Here is a 20686-nt window from a genome sequence, read left to right as displayed (position 1 = left end):
TTCCAGACCCAAATAAAACCAAAAAGTCCTGTTTTTTTACAGCAGGGCGGGGTTTTTGGCGGTGAGGAAGGGCTTACACGGATTTTGGAAGGGGTTTGTCATTTGTGCTAGAATTTCCGCAAAAATCAGAACACGAACCATCGACCCATCTTCAATCATTCAACCTGGGTTTCCAGGGGGAGGTGTCCATCATGAAAAAGCGAATTGGTGTGGTGCTGGCCGGGTGCGGCGTTTACGACGGATCGGAAATCCACGAAGCCGTCATCACCCTGCTGGCTATCGACCGCAACGGAGCGGAAGCGGTGTGCATGGCTCCGAACGTGGACCAGATGCACGTCATCAACCACCTCACCGGCGAAGAGGCGAAGGGCGAGAGCCGCAACGTGCTGGTGGAGTCGGCGCGCATCGCCCGCGGTGAGATCAAGGACATCGCCACGGTGAAGGCGGACGACCTGGACGCAATCATCTTTCCCGGCGGGTTCGGCGCGGCCAAGAACCTGTGCGATTTCGCGGTGAACGGCGAGAACTGCAAGGTGCACCCGGAAGTCCAGCGGCTGGTGCGCGAGTTCAAGGACAAGCAGAAACCGCAGGGCGCGGTGTGCATCGCCCCGGCGGTGATGGCAGGAATTTACAAGGACACCGACATGCACCCGACGCTCACCATCGGTAACGACAAGGGCACGAGCGGCAAGATTGTGGCGATGGGAAGCAAGCACCAGGACTGCGCGGTGGAAGACATCGTCATCGACCAGGCGGCAAAAATCGTCACCAGTCCCGCATACATGCTGGGCAAGAGCATTTCGGAGGTGGCCGAAGGCATCGAAAAGACGGTGAAGGAATTGATCAAGATGATCTGACGACGCGCCGCTTCGTCTGCGCACAAATTAAAAAGGGTCCGGCGGAAATGCCGGACCCTTTTTTCGTGCTCTCGTATTGCGCGTCAGCTTTTGTGGTGTTGCAGGATTTGGTCGAGGGTGTTGGTGGTGGACAGGCCCTTGACGATGGGCACCAGCGCCACCTTGCCGCCGTAGCTTTCCACGATCTCGCGCCCCACCACCTGGTCGATCTTGTAGTCGTCGCCTTTCACAAGGATGTCCGGACGCAGTTCGCGGATCAGGTTCTCCGGCGTCTGTTCGTTGAAGATGACGATGTAGTCCACGTCCTGCAGGGCGGAGAGAATATTTGCGCGTTCCTGCTGGTTCTTGATGGGGCGGTTGGGACCCTTGATGGCGCGCACGGAGTCGTCGCTGTTGAGACCAAGTATGAGGATATCGCCCATGCGCCGGGATTTTTGAAGGAACTCGATGTGCCCGCCGTGGATGAGGTCGTAACAGCCGTTGGTGAACACCACCTTCTTGCCGATGTTCTTGGCAAGGCTGACGATCTTCTTCGCCTCCTCGACTTCGAGGATGGTCGGCGACGTCCGCAGCATGTCTTCCTGCAGGAACTGGTTGAGCTCGTTCAACGTGACGACGGCGGTGCCGATCTTGCCGACGACGATTCCCGCCGCCATGTTGGACAGACGCGCCGCTTCCTCGAACGTGAAGCCGCTGAACAGCGACATGCCGAACACGCTGATCACCGTGTCGCCCGCACCGGTGACGTCGAATACCTCGCGCGCGACGGTGGGGATGTCCACCGGCTTCTTTTTCTTGCGGTAAAGGATCATGCCCTCCTTGCCGCGCGTGACCAGGATCGATTCCGCCTTCGCCAGCGAGATCAGGTATTCGGCGGCGCGGTCGAGGTCTTCCTGCGTGGCGATCTTGATCGGCGCGACGCGCTCCACTTCCAGTTGGTTCGGCGTGATCACCGTGCATCCCTTGTATTTGCTGAAGTCGGTGCCCTTGGGATCGACCACCACGTGCTTCTTCACATTCTTGGCGCGGTGCATGATGGTGTGCGTCACCTTTTCGGTGAGGATGCCCTTGTTGTAGTCTGAGCAGATCACGCCGTCCATCTGCGGCACGGTTTCGTTGATGTAATTGATGATCTTCTTTTCCGTCTCGGGCAGGATGGGACGGTTGTCTTCCTTGTCGATGCGCAGGACCTGCTGGTTGTGTGCGATGACGCGGATTTTGGAAGTCGTCGGCCGGTGCACGAAACGGAAGATGCCGTCGGTGTGGATGTTGCGGTTGCCGATGAGCTCCAGCAGCTTGTCGCCTTTTTCGTCCTTGCCGACGCCGCCGACGAGGTACACATCGCAACCCAGCGCCACGAGGTTGTTGGCCACGTTCGCCGCGCCGCCGAGCGCCAGGTTTTCCGATTTGCTCTCCAGGATGGGCACCGGCGCCTCCGGCGAGATGCGGCTGACCGAGCCCCAGATGTATTCATCCAGAATGAGGTCGCCCACCACGAGGATCTTGACCCGCTTCTTTTCGTCAAACAGATGCTGGAATTTGGTTTTCATCCTAGAACTCCTGGTCGAGGATTTCGCAGAGGATGTGACCGATGGTGATGTGCACTTCCTGGATGCGCGCGGTGTCGGTGGACGGCACGACGATGGGCAGGTCCACCATGTCTTTCAGTTTGCCGCCGCCCTTGCCGAGAAACCCGATGGTGACCGCGCCGATTTGTTTCGCCGCTTCCACCGCCTTGATCACGTTGCCGGAGTTTCCACTGGTGCTGATGGCGATCACTGCGTCTTCCTTGCGGGCGAGGCCTTTCACCTGCCGCACAAACACGTCGTCGAAACTGTAGTCGTTGCCGACGCAGGTGAGGATGGACGAGTCGACGGTGAGCGCGATGGCCGGGATGGGGCTGCGTTCCCGTTTGTAGCGGCCGATGAATTCCGCCGCCAAATGCTGGGCGTCCGCCGCACTGCCGCCGTTGCCCATGAGCAACAGCTTGCCGCCGTTCTCGAAACTGGTGCGGACGTGGTTGATGGCGTCCAGGATTTGCGGCGCCAGTGTGTTGGCGACTTCGCGTTTCAGATCCGCGCTTTCGTTTAAAAATTCCTTGATCCGGTCCATGGGGTCCCTTTGAGTTCTCGCTTACAAAAAACCTTCTTCAGAAAAACTGTAATACTCCGAGTCGCCGATGATGATGTGGTCGATCAACTGGATGCCGATGATCTCGCCCGCTTTCGAGATGCGATGTGTGATCTCGATGTCGGCCTGGCTGGGTGTCGGGTCGCCACTGGGATGGTTGTGGATGAGCACGATACGCGCGGCGGATTCCTTGATTGCCGGGATCATCACTTCCCGCGGGTGGACGATGCTGGCGTCCACGCTGCCCTCCGAGATGGTGAGGTCGCGGATGATGTTCAGCTTCTGGTTGAGCAGGACGACTTTGACGATTTCCTTTCTGAGATTTTTCAGGAAGGGTGCGTACAGGTCCACAAACGACTGGCAGGAATTCATCTTCTGCCGCTGGCCGACGCTGTGCGCGGCCAGGCGCTTGCCGATTTCCAGGGCGGCCTTGATCTGCGCCGCCTTGGCCACACCGATGCCCGGAACGGAACACAATTCGTTCACCGAGGCGCGGTCGATGCTTTGGAAATTCCCGAATTCGTGCAGGAGGTCGCGGCTGATGTCCACCGCGTTTTTCTGCGACCGATGGTCTCCCGACCCGATCAGGATGCCCAGAAGTTGCGCATCGGACAGTTTGTCACCGCCGTAACGGACAAGCCGTTCGCGGGGACGTTCATCCTCGGGCCAATGCTTGATTGAGGACGAGGACGTGGAGTTGTCTGCCATAGGAGCGCCATCATGACTTCGGGGGTTCCATCTGCTGCTTGAAATAATCCAGGGTGGCCCGGAGTCCCGTTTCCAGATCGACCCTGGGTTCCCAGTTCAGGAGCCGGCGGGCCTTGTTGATGTTGGGCCGCCGCAGTTTGGGGTCGTCCTCCGGTAATGGTTTGTGGAAGATTTTACTCTGGCTCCCGGTGACTTGCAAAATTTTCTGGGCCATCTCCAAAAGCGTCATTTCCTTGGGGTTGCCGATGTTGACGGGCTCGTTCACGCTGGAGGTCATCAGGCGGTAAATGCCGTCCACCAGGTCGGACACGAAACAGAAACTGCGCGTCTGGGTGCCGTCCCCGTACACGGTGAGGTCCAATCCGTTCAGCGCCTGGTGCATGAAATTGGGGATGGCGCGGCCGTCATTCAATCGCATGCGGGGACCGTAGGTGTTGAAGATGCGCACGATGCGCACTTCCATGCCATGCGTGCGGTGGTAAGCGGTGATCAGCGCCTCGGCGTAACGCTTGGCTTCGTCGTACACACTGCGCGGACCGATGGGGTTCACGTTGCCCCAGTAGGTTTCCGGTTGCGGGTGTTCGTGCGGATCGCCGTACACCTCCGACGTGGAGGTGGTGAGGAACACGGCGTTCTTCTCCCGCGCGAGTTCCAGCGTGTGGTGCGTGCCGTAGGAGCCGCATTTGAGCGTCACGATGGGGTGCGCGTAGTAGTCCGGCGGACTGGCCGGCGATGCCATGTGCGCCACGTAGTCGAGCGGCCCGTCGTACGAAAACGGTTCGGTGACGTCCTGCTCGATGAACCGGAACCGGGAGCCGGTGATGTGCGCGATGTTGTCGCGCGAGCCGGTGATGAAGTTGTCGAGGCACACCACATCGTGTCCCTTTTCCAGAAGAAGGTCGCAGAAGTGCGATCCTACAAATCCGGCGCCGCCGGTCACCAGGGTGGTTGGCATGGAATTCCTCTAGTCGGATTGAATGGGTTGCGGCGCGGATTCGAACCGGTCACCGATCTGCACGTCATGTCCGGCGAGGAAATCCTGCGCGTTCATTTTCTTTTTGCCCTCGGGTTGCAGTTCGGTGAGGATCAGCCGGTCGTCGGAGGTGGCGACTTCGATGCCGTGCTTGGTGACGCGCATCACCCTGCCCGCTTCGTCTTTTTGCTGCCTCGGTGCGGTTTCCGTTTTATACAGTTTGAGGCGGTGGCCGTTCAGGAACGTGTACGCACCGGGCCACGGGTTGAGGCCGCGCACCAGGTCGTGCAGGCGTTGCGCGGACTGAGTCCAGCAAATGAAGCCGTCTTCTTTTTTCAGTTTGCGGGCGAAGGTGGCTTCGTCATGATCCTGCGGTGCGATGGGAAGCGTTCCCGCCTCGAGTTGATCGATGCTCTCCAGAGCCAGCTTCGCGCCGGCGTCGGCCAGCGCATCGTGCAGGTCCTGTGCGGTGTCGTCGGGCCCGATGGGCACCTTGCGGATGAGCAGCATGTCGCCGCTGTCGAGCCCGGGGTCGATTTTCATCGTGGTCACCCCGGTTTCCGTTTCTCCGTTGATGATGGCCCAGTTGATGGGGGCGGCGCCGCGGTACTTCGGCAGAATGGACGCGTGGATGTTCATGCAGAAGTGTTTCGGCAGTTCCAGAAAATTGGGTTTCAGTAGTTGGCCGTAAGCGATGACGACGATGAGGTCGGGTTTCATCGGCCGTAACTGTTCGACGAAATCCGGTGCGCTGGCTTTTGTGGGTTGCAGGACATCGAGTCCGTGGGCCAGCGCGAATTCCTTCACGGGCGGCGGTTGGGCGGCACGTCCGCGTCCTTTCGGCCGGTCGGGCTGGGTGACCACCGCCTGCACGGTGTGGCGCGATGCGTGCAGGGCCTTCAATGTGGGAACAGCGAAATCCGGTGTGCCGAGAAAGACGAGGTTCATTCTGCCCCTTGCTCTTTGAGCAGTTTCTTGAACTTCCGCTTCAGAATATCGCGTTTGGTGCGGCCCAGCATGTCCCAGAACAGCTTGCCTTCCAGGTGATCGAGCTCGTGCTGGAACGCGCGGGCGAGATAATCTTCCACTTCGTAACGCACGTCATTGCCATCGAGATCGACTCCCTTCACTTCGACTCGCTTGAAGCGGGGCACGTCTGCGACGATCTCCGGGATACTGAGGCAGCCTTCCTGTCCGTCCTGCTCTTCTTCCGCGGCAGTGATGACCGGGTTGACGATGATGATGGGGTTGTGGTCTTCCTTTTTTTCGGCATCGAAACCGAAATCGACCACGATCAGGCGTTGCGGAATGCCCACCTGGTTTGCGGCGAGGCCGACGCCCACCGAATCGAACATGGTTTCGATCATGTCATTGGAAAGCGCCACCAGGTTTCCGTCGATATTCTTCACCGGCTCGCATTTTTTGCGAAGCACCGGGTCGAGACAATTGCGTATGTTTAAAATGGACATCTTCGAATTCGTGAATTGGGGGGTCCGTGCTGCCCGCAAACGGCATTTCCATCACGGCAGACACAAAAAACCCATTATAAAGCAGTTTCCACAAATGGCCAATTCCTGCAATCAGATGTGCGGCGGGTCGGAGTCCGGCGGATTCTGATTGAATGACTGAAGCGCCGGATCCTGCAAAACGTCGGTATGGAGGTTTCGGGCCTTGACCGGAAGGATGATGGTGAACCGCGTGCCTTCGCCCGACTGGCTTTCTACCCGGATGTCGCCGCCGTGCATCTTGACGATTCCGTAGCTTACGGAAAGTCCGAGCCCGGTGCCCTTGACCGAGGGTTTGGTGGTGAAAAAAGGATCAAAGATATTTTTCATGCTATCCGGAGGAATGCCCTGCCCGGTGTCCCTGATTTCAAGATGGATGTTGTTCTTTTCGAGGTCGGTGCGTATGGAGATATTGCCCTGCGGCTCCGTGATGGCTTCTTCGGCGTTTTGCAGCATATTCAAAATGACCTGGCGTATCTGGTCGGGTACGGCCTCGATGTTTTTGACTTCAGGTGAATAGTTGCGTATGAGGTCGATGTTTTTTCCTTCAGTTTCTTTTTGGTCAGAAGCACCATGTCCTCCACCGCCTCATGAAAGTTGAATACTTCTTTTTTGTCCGACGACGGGCTGTGAAAATTGAGAAGTTTTTTAATGAGGTTGGAGATGCGGTCGCATTCCTTGATGGCGAGTGAGACGAAATCACGATCTTTTTCCTGGAGGTTGCCACGGCGGAATATCTTTTCCAGAACACTGCGAATGCCGAAAATGGGGTTGTTGAACTCATGAGCCATGGAGGCGGCGAGTTTGCCGGTGGCCGAGAGTTTTTCCGCGTGCATCAACTGGCGGTGCGCACTTTCCAGATCGGCGGTGCGCTGTTCCACCAGTTCCTCCAGTTTATGCCGGTACTTGAATAACTCTTCTTCCGCTTTTTTCTTTTCGGTGATGTCCTGCACAATGGCAAAGTAGACCGGGCGCAGAGCCATCTCCGAATATTGGATACGCATTTCGACGGGGTAGGTCGACCCGTCTTTTCTGCGGTGTTTGGTTTCGAACACGATCTGCTGCAGTTCTCCCTGAAGGGGTTCCAGCATTTTGGTGAACTTTTCCAGGGTGAAATGCGGTTTCAGGTGGAGGGGCGTCAATTCCTCAAGTTCCCGCATGGAATAACCCAGGTTCTGCCGCGCGCCCAGGTTCACCTGGAGAAACTTCAGGCTTTGCGCGTCAAACACGAAAATTTCGTTGGATGAATTTTCAAGGATTCGACCGAGCGAGGAGGTGCGCTGTTCCGCCGCTTCGGTTTCGCTGATGGCCGCGGTGAGGATGAGGGTCATGATGGTGAGCACCAGCAGGTAAAACTGAAGGAGGCGAAGCGAACTTTCGATGGTCTGGAGTGCCATGGGACCGCGCCCCTGCGCCGTACCCCAGATGGCTGCCAGTGAAACGAACAGGATGGCGATCACCGCGCCTGCCTGCCGGAAGCGGAACGCCGACCACACGAGTACCGGGAACAGGAGATACACCAGCGGGTAGTGCCAGTAGATCAGCCAGTCGCCGAACGCCATCTGCGTCGTGAAATAAAAGAAAAAGGCGAGCGCGGTCGCCTCCAGAGCCTGACTGCGCCTCAGTCTCAAGGCACCGGATGAAAGGTAAACCATGAACAACGGCGCCACGGTCAACACCCCCATTGTGTCGCCAAGCCACCAGGTGATCCACGCCGAGGCGAATTGATCCCGTTCCAGAAATCCACCCAGCAGGAGGCTGGTTTGAGCGAGAGTGGAATGGATGGTTGAGTTCAGGGCGCCGACGCCGAAGATGAAAATCAGGACATCCCTGATGCGGGTCAGGGGATTGATCGAACCGACGCCGTACTTGAGAAGAAGGGCCCCTGTGGCGGTCTGGATGACGGCCCCCAGCGCGATGAAGGTGGCGACAGGAAAGAACTCGAGGAGGGTGAATTCCCGCACCGAGGCCATGGAACTCCACAGGAACACGGTGAAGGTCAGGGACCCGAGCCAGATCCCGGGCAGGATCCGCGCTCCCCAGCGCAGGTAGGCTCCCAGTGCAAATCCGGCGGGAGCGAACAGGGGAATGGAATAGCCGTACACATTGGCCAGGTGCACCATGCCGAACCCGCAAAGAAAATATAACAGCGCGGTCAGCAGGTTGAGCCCCAGGCTGTGCTGAATCCGGTTACTGCGGAAGGCCTTCATCCCGTTGCCCCTGAATGGTGAAATCCCCTAAATTATAGGGTGACCCGGGCGGGGGCACCACCGTTTTCTGGAAGCCGGGGCAGGAGGGGTCACTCCATGTATTCTACGCGGCATTCGTATTCGCTGTCGGAGATCCAGTTGACCTTCATGTACATGGGGAGTTTGGTTTCGCGGTCGATGATGGCCGAATGCAGCTGTTCCGCGGTCAACTCCTCCGCGCCGCGCAGGTCCGCTCCTTTGAGGATGGCGCCGGACAGGTTGGTGCCGCGAAACTTGGCTCCCTGCAGGCTGGCGCCGGTCAGATCGGCTTTGGTAAGATCTGAATCCATGAGGATGGAGCCGTGCCCCATGTCCGCCCCGGCAAATACCGCTCCGACCGCGCGCGCCTCGGTGAAATCCACTTTCGCGAGGTTGGCTTTGGTGAAATTGCCCTCGTTGATCTCAGCGTCGAAAAAGTTGGATCCCCCCAGGTTGGCCTCCCGGCAATCCACACCAATCATGTCCGCGGAAACGAAAATGGTACCGATGAGAACAGCGTTCTGCAAATTGGTTCCGCACAGGTCGGCATAGGTGAGGTCCATGCCGCACAGGTCCACTTTGGGCATGTGCAGGTTGGCCAGGGTGGGAATGCTCAGGCGGTTTTTCCACAGGGCATTCAGAATTTCACCTTTCTTTTCGACCTCGGAGGCGTCCTTGCCTTCTCGGTATTGCTCCCACAACTGGAGCAGTTCTTCTTCTGAAAGATGTCTCATTGAATTGCCTTTGCTTTTATATATGGTGAACTGATGAATGATTGAATTAGGGTGTTGAAACCCAATCATAGACCGAAATGGTCTGGGAAAAAACCCAAAAGGAGGTGGGAATTGAAAAACCAAAGCGAACGAGGCAGGGGTCCCTGCGGCGTCTCAGGGGTTGCTGCCGAGCCGCCTGCCGGGGATGAGGTATTCGCAAATGTAGTCGCGAACGCCTTCCTCCAATGAAGACAAACTCCTGTTGAACCCGGCCTCCCGGATTTTCCGTATGTCGGCGCAGGTGTGGTACTGGTACTGGTCCCGGATGGAGGCGGGCATTTCGATGTATTCGATAAACGGCTTTTCACCCATGGCGTTGAAGATAGCGCGTGCGAGATCGTTCCAGTTGCGCGCGCTCCCGGAGCCGATATTGAAGATGCCGTTCACCTCCGGGTGATCGAAGAAAAAAAGCGTCATGGCCACGGCGTCTTTAATGTAGACGAAGTCTCGCTCCTGTCCGCCGTCGGCGTATTCGGGGCGGTAGGATTTGAAAAGGCGGATGCGTCCCGTGTCGCGCACCTGTTCGTGGCCTTTCAGCACCATGCTCCTCATGTCTTCTTTGTGGTATTCATTGGGACCGAACACGTTGAAGTATTTCAATCCCACGATGTGTTTCAGCAATCCTTCATCGCGCGCCCACAAGTCGAAGCGGTGCTTGCTGTGGCCGTACGGGTTCAACGGCTTCAGTTCGTCCAGCCGACTTTCGTCGTCGCTGTAACCCTGTTCCCCGTTGCCGTAGGAGGCCGCACTGGAGGCATAGATGTATCGCGCGTCCCGGTCGAGGGCGAAGCGCGCCAGGGTCTGCGTGTATTCGAGGTTGTTGATGCGCAGGAAGTCTTCGTCGGTTTCCGTGGTGGAGGAACACGCACCCATGTGGAAGATGGCCTCCACCTTCGGCACGTCTCCCCCGCGCACCGCATTGATGAATTCGTCGCGGTCGAGAAAGCGGGTGTGGGTCAGGCCTTCCAGATTTTTCTTTTTTCCTGATGATCGTCCACATCGACAATCCAGATGTCGTCGTGCCCGCGCTGGTTGAGGCTGTGCACGATCGCACTGCCGATGAATCCCGCTCCTCCTGTGACTATGATCATGGTTTTGAGTTTCTGGTTTCCCGTTGAGGGGTGGTTGTTGATTTTTTGTGCAGGGTGTTCCAGTCCGCCTCAAGCCGGATCGGTTCCGGAGAGACGTCGGCGTTGCCGGACATTTTTTCCAGCATCTTCACCCGGTTGCCCGCGGCGGGATGGGTGGAGAGGTACTGCATCCACTCGGGAACCTCACCTTCCTCGCTCTGAACCACGGCAAGCAGTTTCTTTTCTTCCTTTTCCAGTTTCTCGAACACGCGCACCATGCCCTGGGGGTCGATGCGCGCGGCGACCATCATTTTCATTCCTTCACGGTCCGCTTCCGTTTCCATGCTGCGGCTGAAGCGCAGGCTGTCGAGCTCGCCCGCCGTCTGCAGGACGCCGCTCATGACGCCGTTGGCGTCGCCCACCATCATGGAAAGAAACATGCCGGAAGCCAGTTGGCGGATGATACCGCGTGTCGAGTGGCGGCGCAACACGTGTTGGAACTCGTGCGCCAGAACGCCGGCCAGTTCTTCCGGCGATTCCGTCTGGTTGACCAGTCCCTGGAACACGACCACGATGCCGCCGGGCAGGGCCAGCGCGTTGATCTGGTTGGAGGGATGGATCGATACGCGGAAATCGTAAGGCTGGTCCGGAACCGTGGCCAGCAAACGCTGGGTGATGGCGTCCAGCATCTTTTTCTGTACGCCCACGGCGGTCGGCGGGGATCCACGGAAAAGGGACTCGTGGACCGTGTCGCCCAGCTTCACCTCCCATTCCACCGGCACGTTCTCGGCCACCCGGTCCGCCATGGCGGGAATGAACAGCGTCCACACGCCATATAGCAAAAAGGGGATGGCCACCACCGCCAGCCACAACAGGATGCGGCGGCTGGAGGCGTGTTTGGGCCGCGACCAGAAACTGCCCAGCGCGTCCGGAGCGATGGCTTCCACCCGATCGAGGAAGGTGGGGTCTTCCACCAGCAATTGTTCGGTGACCGATTGGACCGGGTCTCCGGTGGTGCGTTCCAGGTGGACGCCACTTTTGCCCTTGCCGGAAGGAGAAAGGCGGATCTGCGGGTAGGGCCACTCGATTGCCTCGCCGCTTTTTAACCGCAGAGTCAGCGACTGTGCGGTGGCGCAGATGAGCACGGGGTGTTTGTTGGCCGTCCGGCCGTCAAAGTACCAGGCGCGGAAAACCCCCAGGTTGGCCGCCATGCTGCGCTCCTGTTTATCGAGGTGCGGGAATCAACCGAAATCGAGCGGAATGTCCAGTGCGTCGAGACCGCCTTCGCTGAACGCGCCGCTTTTCTGCATGTCCTGAATCACCCGGTTCATGTCGATGGCTCCTTCGAAGGAGAGGTGTTTGGCCAGGAACTGCTGGCGTCGGCAGACCACCCAGGCAAAGCCGATGCCCAGTGTGAAGATCAGGATCAACAGGTTGCCGAACTGAAGCTTGAACATCTCCCAGCCGCTTGCGGTGAATTTGAACGAACCGCTCCCGAAGTGCGTGTGGCTCCAGTTGTAACGGGACAGATACGCCTGCCACCATGGAATGTTGAGTCCCGCTGTCAGCGGAAACAACAGGACAAACAACAGGAATTTGCCGAAGAGGTCCTTGCCCTGCCCGGTGTAATGAAACGCCTGGTTGCCGAAGTTGGAATTTTCAACCCAGAACTTTTTGATCTTGGCGAGGAAAAACGGGTAATACAGCCCGACGGTGAACAGGGTCAGAAGGTAGCCGACAAAGTAGTTCAGCATGGCCTGTCCGCGTTTGCCGCGAAACGAGAAACGGATGTTTCGGAGTGAGGTGCGGGTCAGGCGGTAACGGTACGCCCCGACCATGAGCGCCGGAATCAACAGCAGGACCACCAGACCCACGACAGGTTCGACGATTTCCCTCGAACCGGGGCCGAGGTACATCTGCAAACCCGCACTCCCGACACCGACAAGAATCAGGATGAGGGAAAAAAATGCAGCCCCGCGGAACAGTTCCGCCCCGGTGCCGTGATAGGTAAAATAGTCTTTATTGAAGGAAGTGTGGTCCAGCGTGTACTTGCGGACTTTGGTTTTGGCCCAGAAGGAATATATGCCGAGTGTGAGGATGGTGAGGATGCTGTTGACGAACATGATGCGGAACAACTCTCCGCCGACGCCGTGGAATTCGACTTTGTACGTTTTGTGCGGACCTTCCGCCACCATGGCCTGGTCCACCGCGGTGTCGGTGGGAGGCACACCGTCGAACTCATCGTCGAGGTCGTTGCCGGAGCCGGTCGCACCCATGCCGGTGTCGTCCGCCGGATGGTCGTCACCATAAACGGAGTTTGCCGTTTCGACCATGGAATTCGATTCCTGACCGTCGATCGGGATCAATTCCACGGAAAAACCCTGGTTGGACAGATAGTGGTTCACGTTCTGGGCGTTCTTGTTGTCGAGCGGATTGGCAAACCTCCACGGAATGCCTTTTTTGACCTGCTTGACAACCTGTCCCGCTTCTTTCTGCGTCAGGGCAAACATCGTGGCCAGACGAAAGGCGGCCTGGTTGACGTCGGTTCCACTCCAGGCATTGAGGCTGATGTAATGATTCATGGTTCCCCTCACCCTTTTAAGAAGAATGCAGCTCAGTCGTCCCGTTTGGGTTGTTCTTCGAAACCGAAATCCTCATCCATGCCGGCTTCCATGTCCTGATTCATTTCAGCATCCATATCCATGGAATGATCCATGGCCGCGGCTTCCATTTCCGGTTCGGCTTTTTTCTTTTTGCGCGAGAACAGGCCTGAAAGTTTTGCCATGAGTCCACCCAGCATTCCGCCTTTGGCCTTTTTGGCCGGAGCCGCCATTTCCTGCGGCATGGGTTCCGGAGCCCCTCCCTTGACGATGGCGGGAATGGTTTCGACTTCAAATCCCAGATCGGTCAGAAAATTCTTTGCGACTTCCGTTTGTTGATCGGATACCTGATATTCGAACTGCCACGGGTTGCCGTTTGCCAAAAGATCCACAATGGGACCGGCCTCTTCGTTGCTCAGGCGAAATACGCGGGCCATTTTATCGGTGGCTTCATCCTGGTCGGCGCCCATCCAACCGTTCAATAAAATGTAATGGCTCATGGGTTTCCTCACGGGTTGGTTTTATTTGTTAAATGGTTGGAATGTTTGATCTTACTAGTATCAACGATTCGCCGGGAAAAGCAAAGTAAAAATAAACAAAAAGAGACGGGAGACTGGTATTGCGTGCATCGCGGACCCGGGGGGAGGGGATCAGATCTGCAGTTCGGGCAGGGAAAATTCCCTCTGGAACACGGGCGGGGTGTCGGGACTCAAATAGGCTTCGGCGATGATGCTGTCCGGCCCCTCCCCGGCTTTCACCACCACCTGCCGTTCATACTGCGGATCGGGTTCGTTGGGCACCAGTTGAACGGTTTTGGGAAGCAGGGGATGGCCGGGCAGGTTCCGCCAGCCTTCGAGATCGGGATTGGCTTCAATCATGGCCTCGGTGACGGGCCAGACCCGTTGTGCTCTCGGCGAAAACACCCATTTTACAAAATCTTTTGCGCGCTGGCGCGGGTACCGGTGGGGGAAATTGGAGATCATCAGGATGTCGTGGCGGGTCAGGTACTCGACGACGGCCATGCCGGCTTTCAGGTCATCGAGCGCAACCTGTTTTTCGTCCTTGCCGCAGGACGTGCTGGTGAGGGCCAGCAAGCAGGTCAGCAGAAAACCAGCCCCCCTTTGCCACAAGGGAAATGGATGCCTTGAAGATATGAAAACCCGTTCGGGAAGGTTATAAGAAATCATAAGCGACCCGGGGTTCGGCCCAGCCGAGAAAGCCGTCTTCCTCCGGTACCCCGGTGAACTTGTCCGATTCCCGCACCCAGGTCTCCGGCTGATCCCAGTTGTCGCCGAAGTGGTAGAGATAGCATTTGGCGCGGATTTCCGGGCTCAGGGTCATCAGTTCTTCATAAGAGGCGTGCACGCCCCCGGTGAACAACTGGCAGTCGTGGAACATCAATTCCGCTTCCTGCGCGAATCGCTCCGGGTACTCCCGATCGAACATGGTGTCGCCGGAAATCCAGACGCGGCGGTTGATGTAGAGGCCGCAACACCACTGCGATTCGTCCACGCTGTCGGCCGAGTCCGGAAAGTGCCGCGTGCGCACCAGCACCACTTCGATGGGACCATGCTGGTACACCCAGCATTTGCGGCCGAGGACCTGCGTCGCCTTGGGGCGTAGAATTTCGAAAAAGTCGTTCAGTTGCAGGGGGCGCCCCTGGTTGGCCTCGCAGTACTCCGCGCCGCCGGAGAGGCTTTTGGTCCATAGAATTTCCTGGTAATCCCGCAGGATGATCAGTTCGGGCGGGGTGGGTTTGCCGAAGTAGCGGTTGGTCAGCATGATCTCTTCGAAGCCGCCGATGTGGTCGGCGTGACTGTGGGTGGGCAGGTAGGTGCGTACCTTTTTCACGTCCAGCCCCACGTCATTGAGCGCCAGCGGACCCTGGGTGCCGCAGTCCATCAGCAAATGATGATCGCCCTGAATAATCAGAATATTGGATTGTCGATTTCTTTTTGCGAATGCCGAACCCACTCCCACGAAAACAATGCGCAGTTCACCGTCTGTGGTCAGAGGCAATGGGTTTTTCTGGTCAAAAGTATCGGTTAATTTATACATGGCAGAAGGTCCGGTTTTTAGATAATCTGTATGGAATCCGTGATTATTCTGACAAGATCCCGTTTATTGTAATATTATACAGAGAAAATTTAAATCAATTTCTTGACGCTTTTCGGATATTGCAATCAGGCCAAAATCAATAAAAATCAAAAGGTTCCGTCAAGGTTTCGTTAGCTTACAACCGGGGCGGCGCCTTCATCTTGTCGATTAATATGCAAATCTTATTCCAGATTTAGGATCTGCTATATATTTTGGTTCTATTGGGGAGGCATTGAGAGGCCATGAAGCCATCCGACCTGTCTAAAATGACCCGTCAGCAACTGCAGAACCTGGCCCGTCGAAAAAAGATATCCGTCTCCTCCAACCTGTTGAAAAATGAGATGGTGTCTAAGATCGGGCGCGAACTGCGCAAGCAGGAAAAACAGAAGGCTGCAGGAGGAAAGGGACCGGCCGGAAAAACCTCAGCAAAAAGAAGACCGGTTCCAGAAAAACCGCCACCAAAAAACCGCCACCAAAAAGGCGGCCGCCGTAAAACCGGCTGCGAAAAAAGCAGGTGGCTCGCGTTATCCCGGCGCCACAAAAGCTAAAAAGAAGGCGGCAAGCTCCAAGTCGTCCGGGGCTCGGGCCACCGCGAAGAAGGCCGCAACGGGGAAGCCCAAAGCCGGCACGAAGGTCAAAGCCAAAAAGCAAACCGCTGCCAAACCTACCGTCAATAAGAAAAAACCGCGACAACAACCAGTAAGGCCAAGGCGCGGGCCAAAGTCCAAACGAAGCCGACCGCCAAAGGGGTGAAAGCAAAAGCCAAAAAGCCCGCGGTCAAAACCCCGGCACGCAGAACACCGACCCCCGGTAAGGCCAAAAAGCGACCGGCTTCTTCCGTACGTATTCGGCCGCCGCGCGAGGTGGACGAGGAGTTGACGGCGAAATTCGTTCTCGGTTCCGCCACCATGCAGGACGAGTCCGGGCAGGAAGCGCGCATGGACCTCCCCGCGGGATACGGCGATCACCGGCTGGTGATGATGGTGCGCGACCCCTACTGGGTTTACTGTTACTGGGAGCTGCAACCGCAATACATCGAAGAGGCGCTTTCGCGGCTGGGCCGCCAGGCGCACGAGGTGCGCTGGGTCATCCGCATCCACTCGCAGGGCGGGCAGGCCGGGACCGATCATTTCGATACGGAAATCGACACCCGCGCGCGCAGCTGGTACATCCACCTCGCTCCGCCGGGCGCGACGTTCACCGCCGAGATCGGGATCCGTGACAGCGACGGACGTTACGCCGCCGTGGCGCGGTCCAACAGCGTGACCCTGCCCATGGACCGTCCGTCGAGCAACATGGACGAACAGTGGATGTTGAGCGACGAGGAACTGCACCATCACTACGCGGGCATGGATTTCCCTCACGCCGAAGGCATGAAGCCCACGGGCAAAGGTTCCGTGTTTGATGAGGGGCAGTCCGGCCGACCCGTTCAGCCGGGGGGAGCCAGCGAGTACCGGCCGCCGTCTTCTTCCAACAAATAATTTTTCGCCAAAGGACCGCCCATGGCCAAAGGATACCTCGCGCTTGTTTTGCACGCCCACCTGCCGTTCGTCCGTCACCCGGAATACGACGAGTTTCTGGAAGAAGACTGGCTGTACCAGGCCATCACGGAAACCTACATTCCGCTCATCCGCATGTTCCGCGGGCTGGTGCACGACAAGGTGCCGTTCCACCTCACCATGTCGCTCACGCCGACGTTGATCTCCATGCTGAGCGATCCGCTCCTGCAAACCCGTTACGTACGCTACCTCGACCGCACGCTGGAGTTGGCGAATAAAGAATTGGACCGCACGCGCCACGAACCGGATTTCTACACCGTTGCCCTCATGTACAAGGAACGGCTGGAGGAGACGCGCGACCTGTTCTGCGACCAGTACCTGGAAAACCTGGTCAACGCGTTCGTCGAATTCCAGGACCGGGGCCACCTGGAACTCATCACCTGCGGCGCGACCCACGGTTATTTTCCGCTCATGAACGGCAACATGAACGCCATCCGGGCGCAGGTCCGCACCGCCGTGCGCACGCACGAGGTGTACCTCGGACGCAAGCCGCCGGGCATCTGGTTACCGGAATGCGCCTACACGCCGGGGGTCGAAGAGATTCTGAAGTCCGAGGGCATCGGCTATTTCTTCGTGGACACGCACGGCATCCTGTACGCCGACCCGAAACCGAAGTACGGCGTCTATGCGCCGGTGTTCTGCCCCAACGGCGTCGCCGCCTTCGCCCGCGATGTGGAATCGTCGAAACAGGTGTGGAGTTCGAAGGAGGGGTACCCCGGCGATTTTGATTACCGCGACTTCTACCGCGACGTGGGGTTCGATCTCGACTACGACTACATCAAGCCGTACATCGCCTCCACCGGCGACCGCAAAATGACGGGCATCAAGTATTACCGCATCACCGGCAAGACCGACCACAAAGAGCCGTACCATCCGTTCCGCGCCATGGACAAGGCGGCGGAGCACGCGGGCAACTTCATGTTCAACCGCGAGCGGCAGGTGGAGCACCTGAACGGACTCATGGGCCAGCCGCCGATCGTCGTCGCGCCGTACGATGCGGAGTTGTTCGGTCACTGGTGGTTCGAAGGGCCGGACTTTTTAAACTACCTCATCCGCAAGGTCGTTCACGACAGCGAGATTGTCGAACTCACTACGCCGGGCCGGCACCTCGGTCAGTTTCCCAAAAACCAGGTGGTGCAACCGTGCATGTCGAGCTGGGGCTACAAGGGCTACCACGAACACTGGATGAGCGGCGAGAACGACTGGATTTACCGCCACCTGCACAAGGCCGCCGAGCGCATGGTGGAACTGGCGGAGAAACACCCGAACGCCCACGGCACCATGGAGCGCGCGCTCAACCAGGCGGCGCGGGAGTTGCTGCTGGCGCAGTCGAGCGACTGGGCGTTCATCATGTTCGCCGGAACGATGGTCGAGTACGCGGTGAAACGCACCAAGGATCACCTCGTGCGCTTCAACAGGCTGTACGAAGACATCAACCGCCACCACATCGACGCCGCATGGCTGGAGGACCTGGAACTCCGCGACAACGCCTTCCCCTTCGTCGACTACCGCGCGTACCTCTAGCCCGGCCCCGCCGGGAGGGAAACTATTCCCCTCCCCTTTTCAAGGAGAGGGTTGGGGAGGGGTTTTCTCGATTGTTCAATCCGTAATAGTCCATCAACCTATTGATCTCCTCTTGCTGTTTTTCTTTTGGAGAGCCAAGGAAATGAAAAGTTACAAAATTTAAAATGACCTTTTTAATATGGTTGTCTGAAATCCCTAATTGTTTTCTAAAAGCATTATCGTAGAGGGCATTTTCCCAACCGATTCCCTGCTGAATTTGTTCCTTACTTAGCCCTTTTGCATTCCTAAAATCTGCCAATAGTAACGTAGCTTTATTGAGACTAGTCCACCCAATCCCAAACTTTTGTGTTTCTTCATAAAAACCATTTGGAAATTTTTTTATATCAGGTGACTTTTTTAGACTGGATGGAAAGTTAAGTTTCTGATTGGTGGAGGGTTTTGAGCCAAACATAGCTCCATTGAGATTAGCCCCCCAAAAAACCGCGCCTTTTAAATTAGCTTGAGAAAAGTCGGACTTGTAAAGATTTGCAGAAGAAAAATTTGCCCACATTAGATTGGTGTTCGAAAAGTTTGCCTCACGAAGGTCGGTTTCAATGAAATCTGCTCCTTGAAAATCAGAATTAGAAAGGTTCGCATATTGAAGGTTTGCCTCGTGGAATTCACCATTTGGGAAATATGATTCAAATGCATATGTTGATCGTAAATTTCTTTCTTTTAGGTCGAGCCCTTTTATGTCCTTCAAAAAGTTTATTTTTGTTCTTTATTATAGGAATTCCAGTTGCTTGGTTTCTCTGGGGATTCTTGTTTGTTTAAATTTAGCGTTAAAAAATTTCGATACCCGGGAATATGCGTTGCATTGCCCCAAATTGCCAGCCCAGTGCAGACAACAACAAAAAATAAAATAGGTATGAATGCTATCAGAAATTTAAAATTTGAAAGCCAATTCAAAGGCAAAAACCTTGGTAGAGGCTCGAAGGACATAACCTTTTTCATTGAGAAATATAAGTACCTTGAGCCAAGAATAGCTACCAAGATTAGTAAGATATGGTAACCAGAGAGATATGGGTCGTGGTTACTTAAATAGCGGACCCAAAAAAGGAGAAGGATGAGGGGAGCAAAGCACCATCCAATTAGTATTAAAAATCCATTGCGAATTTTAAAAAATAAAGGATTCTCATCATACTTGGATTTTAGTTTTTCAAAAAAGTTTCAAGGTAAACGGTTAGCATCCATGGGTATACCTTTTCTCCAAATGGCATGCCGTCTTCAAAAATTGCTGGTACTTGCGAAGATAAGCGAAAAATATGCAGGAGGTATATAAACAAATAAAAAATAAACCAAAAATTAATGTGGGAGCCAAAAAGTAAAATAAGTCTACGGAAATCGAGCTTGGAATAAGAGGTAGTTTAAAGTTGGAAGACTCGATTAATAGGTCAAAATCTTTTGTGGATAGAACTGCCAAGCCGGAGTAGGCGATCACCGTTAGAAGTGTAATGAAGATTGTTCGAGCATTTTTTGAAGCCTCTTCCAGTGTTTTGAGCCGATCATCAAAATAATCAGCTCTTGGAAAGAGGGCGTTGGTAATATCAGCGCCACCAAAGTGAGTGCCAGCGGTGTTTGTATTTTCCAGTTTTACCCTAACCATTGTTGAGTTTTGAAAGTTTGCGTTGGTTAAGTCGGAACTGGAAAGGGTGGCGTTGTTGAGGTTTGAGTTTTTAAAATTTGCATTTTCAAATTTTGCTTTGCCAGGGGAAGATAAATTCTCGATAGTTCTTGTGAGAATCGCATTGGTTAATACTGCATTAGTTAAGTCCGCATCATCAAATTGACAATCTTCCAAATAAGAATTTGTGAAGTTAGAATGTTTAAGGTTTGCTCGAAAAAAAAGAGCGTTTGGAATAGTTTCCCCGCTAAAATCTGCGTTGGTTAAAATAGCATCATGAAATTGGGCTTGAAATAAATCTGTGTTTTGGAACTTAGTGTTAGTGAAATTGGAATTATGAAGGAGAGCCTCGCTTAAGTTTGTTTCCTTTAAAGTTGAGCCTTCGAAATTGCAATTTTTCAGGTTGGCTTTTTGGAGATTTTTATCTTTGAGGTCGATATCCCTTAAATCATGATAACTAAAGTCGGGTTTTAAAACATTATTTGCACTTTCAAGTTGTGTGTCTTTAATTTGCTTACTCGCTTCAAGCCAGTTATGGTGTTTTTCATACAGGCGATCAAACTCTTCCTGTGTGATGCTCTTGTATTCTTGCTCTGATTGAGCAAAATCGGTGGTTTGATCTTCTGGAGTTTCATCGTTCATAAAAAACCATCCTCAGGTATGCCGATAGAGGGATTATATCGAAATTTGGCCTGAATGGCACATTCGTAGGTGAAAGGCGGTAAGGTTATTGGAGCACCCTCACCCTAGCCCTCTCCCATCCAGGGAGAGGGGGTATTAAAGGTTCCTTCTCCCCTTGGTGGGAGAAGGTCAGGATGAGGGGGATTCATGGCTCTTCCTTTTTCCCTCTCATAGTAAAGCAGAGGAAGAAAGTAGGGGCATTGGTAACCCCTCCTCAATCCGTCACCCTGTGGGTGCCTCTTGAAAAGAGGAGGAAGCGATTTGTGGTCCCATCTACCACCAAGTGTCACCCGGCCCCACCGGCCATCGTTCGCCCTC

The 20686-nt window shown here is 55.5% G+C and carries 21 protein-coding genes; 3 read left to right on the top strand and 18 right to left on the bottom strand.

Annotation, left to right across the window (positions count from 1 at the left end; genetic code table 11):
• Window positions 1-191: 191 nt before the first annotated feature.
• Window positions 192-857 carry an isoprenoid biosynthesis glyoxalase ElbB gene (gene elbB, locus TX82_RS01780; protein ID WP_005006179.1) on the top strand — a complete coding sequence of 222 codons (666 nt, stop codon included), beginning with the start codon at window positions 192-194 and terminating at the stop codon, window positions 855-857.
• Between the two features lie 83 nt (window positions 858-940).
• On the opposite strand, the gene rfaE1 is transcribed toward elbB, so the two are convergent.
• The 16 genes from rfaE1 to TX82_RS01705 all read right to left on the bottom strand — a co-directional run bounded on the left by rfaE1 (window position 941) and on the right by TX82_RS01705 (window position 14902).
• Window positions 941-2407, bottom strand: a complete 1467-nt coding sequence (gene rfaE1 / locus TX82_RS01775) for a D-glycero-beta-D-manno-heptose-7-phosphate kinase (RefSeq protein WP_005006175.1) — start codon at window positions 2405-2407, stop codon at window positions 941-943.
• Window position 2408: 1 nt separating this feature from the next.
• The gene (locus TX82_RS01770; RefSeq protein WP_005006172.1) at window positions 2409-2969 is read right to left on the bottom strand and encodes a D-sedoheptulose-7-phosphate isomerase; all 561 of its coding nucleotides are present in this window, start codon (window positions 2967-2969) and stop codon (window positions 2409-2411) included.
• Between the two features lie 21 nt (window positions 2970-2990).
• Window positions 2991-3695, bottom strand: a complete 705-nt coding sequence (gene radC / locus TX82_RS01765; protein WP_005006169.1) for a RadC family protein — start codon at window positions 3693-3695, stop codon at window positions 2991-2993.
• A gap of 10 nt (window positions 3696-3705) precedes the next feature.
• A complete protein-coding gene (locus TX82_RS01760; protein WP_005006167.1) occupies window positions 3706-4650 on the bottom strand; it encodes a UDP-glucuronic acid decarboxylase family protein in 945 nt (314 codons plus the stop codon).
• A gap of 9 nt (window positions 4651-4659) precedes the next feature.
• Window positions 4660-5616 carry a methionyl-tRNA formyltransferase gene (fmt, locus tag TX82_RS01755; RefSeq protein WP_005006166.1) on the bottom strand — a complete coding sequence of 319 codons (957 nt, stop codon included), beginning with the start codon at window positions 5614-5616 and terminating at the stop codon, window positions 4660-4662.
• A complete protein-coding gene (def, locus tag TX82_RS01750; protein ID WP_005006159.1) occupies window positions 5613-6137 on the bottom strand; it encodes a peptide deformylase in 525 nt (174 codons plus the stop codon). Before def ends, fmt begins: the two co-directional genes overlap by 4 nt.
• A 111-nt stretch (window positions 6138-6248) precedes the next feature.
• Window positions 6249-6629 (bottom strand): sensor histidine kinase, encoded by a 381-nt coding sequence (locus TX82_RS01745; RefSeq protein WP_042250309.1) that lies wholly within the window; start codon window positions 6627-6629, stop codon window positions 6249-6251.
• A 2-nt stretch (window positions 6630-6631) separates the two neighbouring features.
• A complete protein-coding gene (locus TX82_RS01740; protein ID WP_042250304.1) occupies window positions 6632-8383 on the bottom strand; it encodes an MASE1 domain-containing protein in 1752 nt (583 codons plus the stop codon).
• Window positions 8384-8472: 89 nt separating this feature from the next.
• On the bottom strand, window positions 8473-9135 hold the full coding sequence (locus TX82_RS14915) for a pentapeptide repeat-containing protein (RefSeq protein WP_005006154.1): 663 nt from the start codon (window positions 9133-9135) through the stop codon (window positions 8473-8475).
• Window positions 9136-9288: 153 nt separating this feature from the next.
• Window positions 9289-10134, bottom strand: coding sequence for an ADP-glyceromanno-heptose 6-epimerase (rfaD, locus tag TX82_RS01730; RefSeq protein ID WP_275450595.1), 846 nt, complete (start codon window positions 10132-10134; stop codon window positions 9289-9291).
• Complete coding sequence (locus tag TX82_RS16945) at window positions 10131-10265, bottom strand: NAD-dependent epimerase/dehydratase family protein (RefSeq protein WP_275450594.1); 135 nt, start codon at window positions 10263-10265, stop codon at window positions 10131-10133. The genes rfaD and TX82_RS16945 overlap by 4 nt, the downstream gene beginning before the upstream one ends.
• Window positions 10262-11455, bottom strand: coding sequence for a M48 family metallopeptidase (locus tag TX82_RS01725; protein ID WP_005006152.1), 1194 nt, complete (start codon window positions 11453-11455; stop codon window positions 10262-10264). Before TX82_RS01725 ends, TX82_RS16945 begins: the two co-directional genes overlap by 4 nt.
• Before the next feature lie 30 nt (window positions 11456-11485).
• Complete coding sequence (locus TX82_RS01720) at window positions 11486-12826, bottom strand: YjgN family protein (RefSeq protein WP_005006151.1); 1341 nt, start codon at window positions 12824-12826, stop codon at window positions 11486-11488.
• Between the two features lie 32 nt (window positions 12827-12858).
• The gene (locus TX82_RS01715) at window positions 12859-13344 is read right to left on the bottom strand and encodes a hypothetical protein (RefSeq protein ID WP_005006149.1); all 486 of its coding nucleotides are present in this window, start codon (window positions 13342-13344) and stop codon (window positions 12859-12861) included.
• 150 nt (window positions 13345-13494) lie between these two features.
• Entirely contained in the window at window positions 13495-13938 is a 444-nt protein-coding gene (locus TX82_RS01710; protein WP_042250301.1) for a hypothetical protein, read from the bottom strand.
• Window positions 13939-14017: 79 nt separating this feature from the next.
• Window positions 14018-14902, bottom strand: a complete 885-nt coding sequence (locus TX82_RS01705) for an MBL fold metallo-hydrolase (RefSeq protein ID WP_005006144.1) — start codon at window positions 14900-14902, stop codon at window positions 14018-14020.
• 788 nt (window positions 14903-15690) lie between these two features.
• Between TX82_RS01705 and TX82_RS01695 the strand changes: the two genes are divergently transcribed.
• Both TX82_RS01695 and TX82_RS01690 read left to right on the top strand, forming a co-directional pair.
• Complete coding sequence (locus tag TX82_RS01695; RefSeq protein WP_005006138.1) at window positions 15691-16422, top strand: DUF4912 domain-containing protein; 732 nt, start codon at window positions 15691-15693, stop codon at window positions 16420-16422.
• 21 nt (window positions 16423-16443) lie between these two features.
• On the top strand, window positions 16444-18024 hold the full coding sequence (locus TX82_RS01690; RefSeq protein ID WP_005006137.1) for a glycoside hydrolase family 57 protein: 1581 nt from the start codon (window positions 16444-16446) through the stop codon (window positions 18022-18024).
• Window positions 18025-18046: 22 nt separating this feature from the next.
• Here the strand turns inward: TX82_RS01690 and TX82_RS14910 are convergent, their stop codons facing one another.
• Together TX82_RS14910 and TX82_RS01675 are read right to left on the bottom strand one after the other, a co-directional pair.
• Window positions 18047-18766 (bottom strand): pentapeptide repeat-containing protein, encoded by a 720-nt coding sequence (locus TX82_RS14910; RefSeq protein WP_005006135.1) that lies wholly within the window; start codon window positions 18764-18766, stop codon window positions 18047-18049.
• Window positions 18767-19246: 480 nt separating this feature from the next.
• Window positions 19247-20329, bottom strand: a complete 1083-nt coding sequence (locus TX82_RS01675; RefSeq protein ID WP_005006132.1) for a pentapeptide repeat-containing protein — start codon at window positions 20327-20329, stop codon at window positions 19247-19249.
• Window positions 20330-20686 lie beyond the last annotated feature (357 nt).

The sequence above is a fragment of the Nitrospina gracilis 3/211 genome (genome assembly GCF_000341545.2).
Classification (GTDB): Bacteria; Nitrospinota; Nitrospinia; order Nitrospinales; family Nitrospinaceae; genus Nitrospina; species Nitrospina gracilis.
The sequence above is the reverse complement of the archived record's forward strand: the minus strand, read 5'-3'. Positions and strand labels throughout refer to the sequence as shown.

Excerpts from the sequence above, each read along its gene's own strand:
- radC (WP_005006169.1), bottom strand. The coding sequence starts at position 3,695 with ATGGCAGACAACTCCACGTCCTCGTCCTCAATCAAGCATTGGCCCGAG.
- TX82_RS01725 (WP_005006152.1), bottom strand. The coding sequence starts at position 11,455 with ATGGCGGCCAACCTGGGGGTTTTCCGCGCCTGGTACTTTGACGGCCGG.
- TX82_RS01705 (WP_005006144.1), bottom strand. The coding sequence starts at position 14,902 with ATGTATAAATTAACCGATACTTTTGACCAGAAAAACCCATTGCCTCTG.
- TX82_RS01760 (WP_005006167.1), bottom strand. The coding sequence starts at position 4,650 with ATGCCAACCACCCTGGTGACCGGCGGCGCCGGATTTGTAGGATCGCAC.
- fmt (WP_005006166.1), bottom strand. The coding sequence starts at position 5,616 with ATGAACCTCGTCTTTCTCGGCACACCGGATTTCGCTGTTCCCACATTG.
- TX82_RS01690 (WP_005006137.1), top strand. The coding sequence starts at position 16,444 with ATGGCCAAAGGATACCTCGCGCTTGTTTTGCACGCCCACCTGCCGTTC.
- def (WP_005006159.1), bottom strand. The coding sequence starts at position 6,137 with ATGTCCATTTTAAACATACGCAATTGTCTCGACCCGGTGCTTCGCAAA.
- TX82_RS14915 (WP_005006154.1), bottom strand. The coding sequence starts at position 9,135 with ATGAGACATCTTTCAGAAGAAGAACTGCTCCAGTTGTGGGAGCAATAC.
- TX82_RS01675 (WP_005006132.1), bottom strand. The coding sequence starts at position 20,329 with ATGAACGATGAAACTCCAGAAGATCAAACCACCGATTTTGCTCAATCA.
- TX82_RS01715 (WP_005006149.1), bottom strand. The coding sequence starts at position 13,344 with ATGAGCCATTACATTTTATTGAACGGTTGGATGGGCGCCGACCAGGAT.
- elbB (WP_005006179.1), top strand. The coding sequence starts at position 192 with ATGAAAAAGCGAATTGGTGTGGTGCTGGCCGGGTGCGGCGTTTACGAC.
- TX82_RS01745 (WP_042250309.1), bottom strand. The coding sequence starts at position 6,629 with ATGCTGCAAAACGCCGAAGAAGCCATCACGGAGCCGCAGGGCAATATC.
- TX82_RS16945 (WP_275450594.1), bottom strand. The coding sequence starts at position 10,265 with ATGATCATAGTCACAGGAGGAGCGGGATTCATCGGCAGTGCGATCGTG.
- rfaE1 (WP_005006175.1), bottom strand. The coding sequence starts at position 2,407 with ATGAAAACCAAATTCCAGCATCTGTTTGACGAAAAGAAGCGGGTCAAG.
- TX82_RS01720 (WP_005006151.1), bottom strand. The coding sequence starts at position 12,826 with ATGAATCATTACATCAGCCTCAATGCCTGGAGTGGAACCGACGTCAAC.
- TX82_RS01770 (WP_005006172.1), bottom strand. The coding sequence starts at position 2,969 with ATGGACCGGATCAAGGAATTTTTAAACGAAAGCGCGGATCTGAAACGC.
- TX82_RS01740 (WP_042250304.1), bottom strand. The coding sequence starts at position 8,383 with ATGAAGGCCTTCCGCAGTAACCGGATTCAGCACAGCCTGGGGCTCAAC.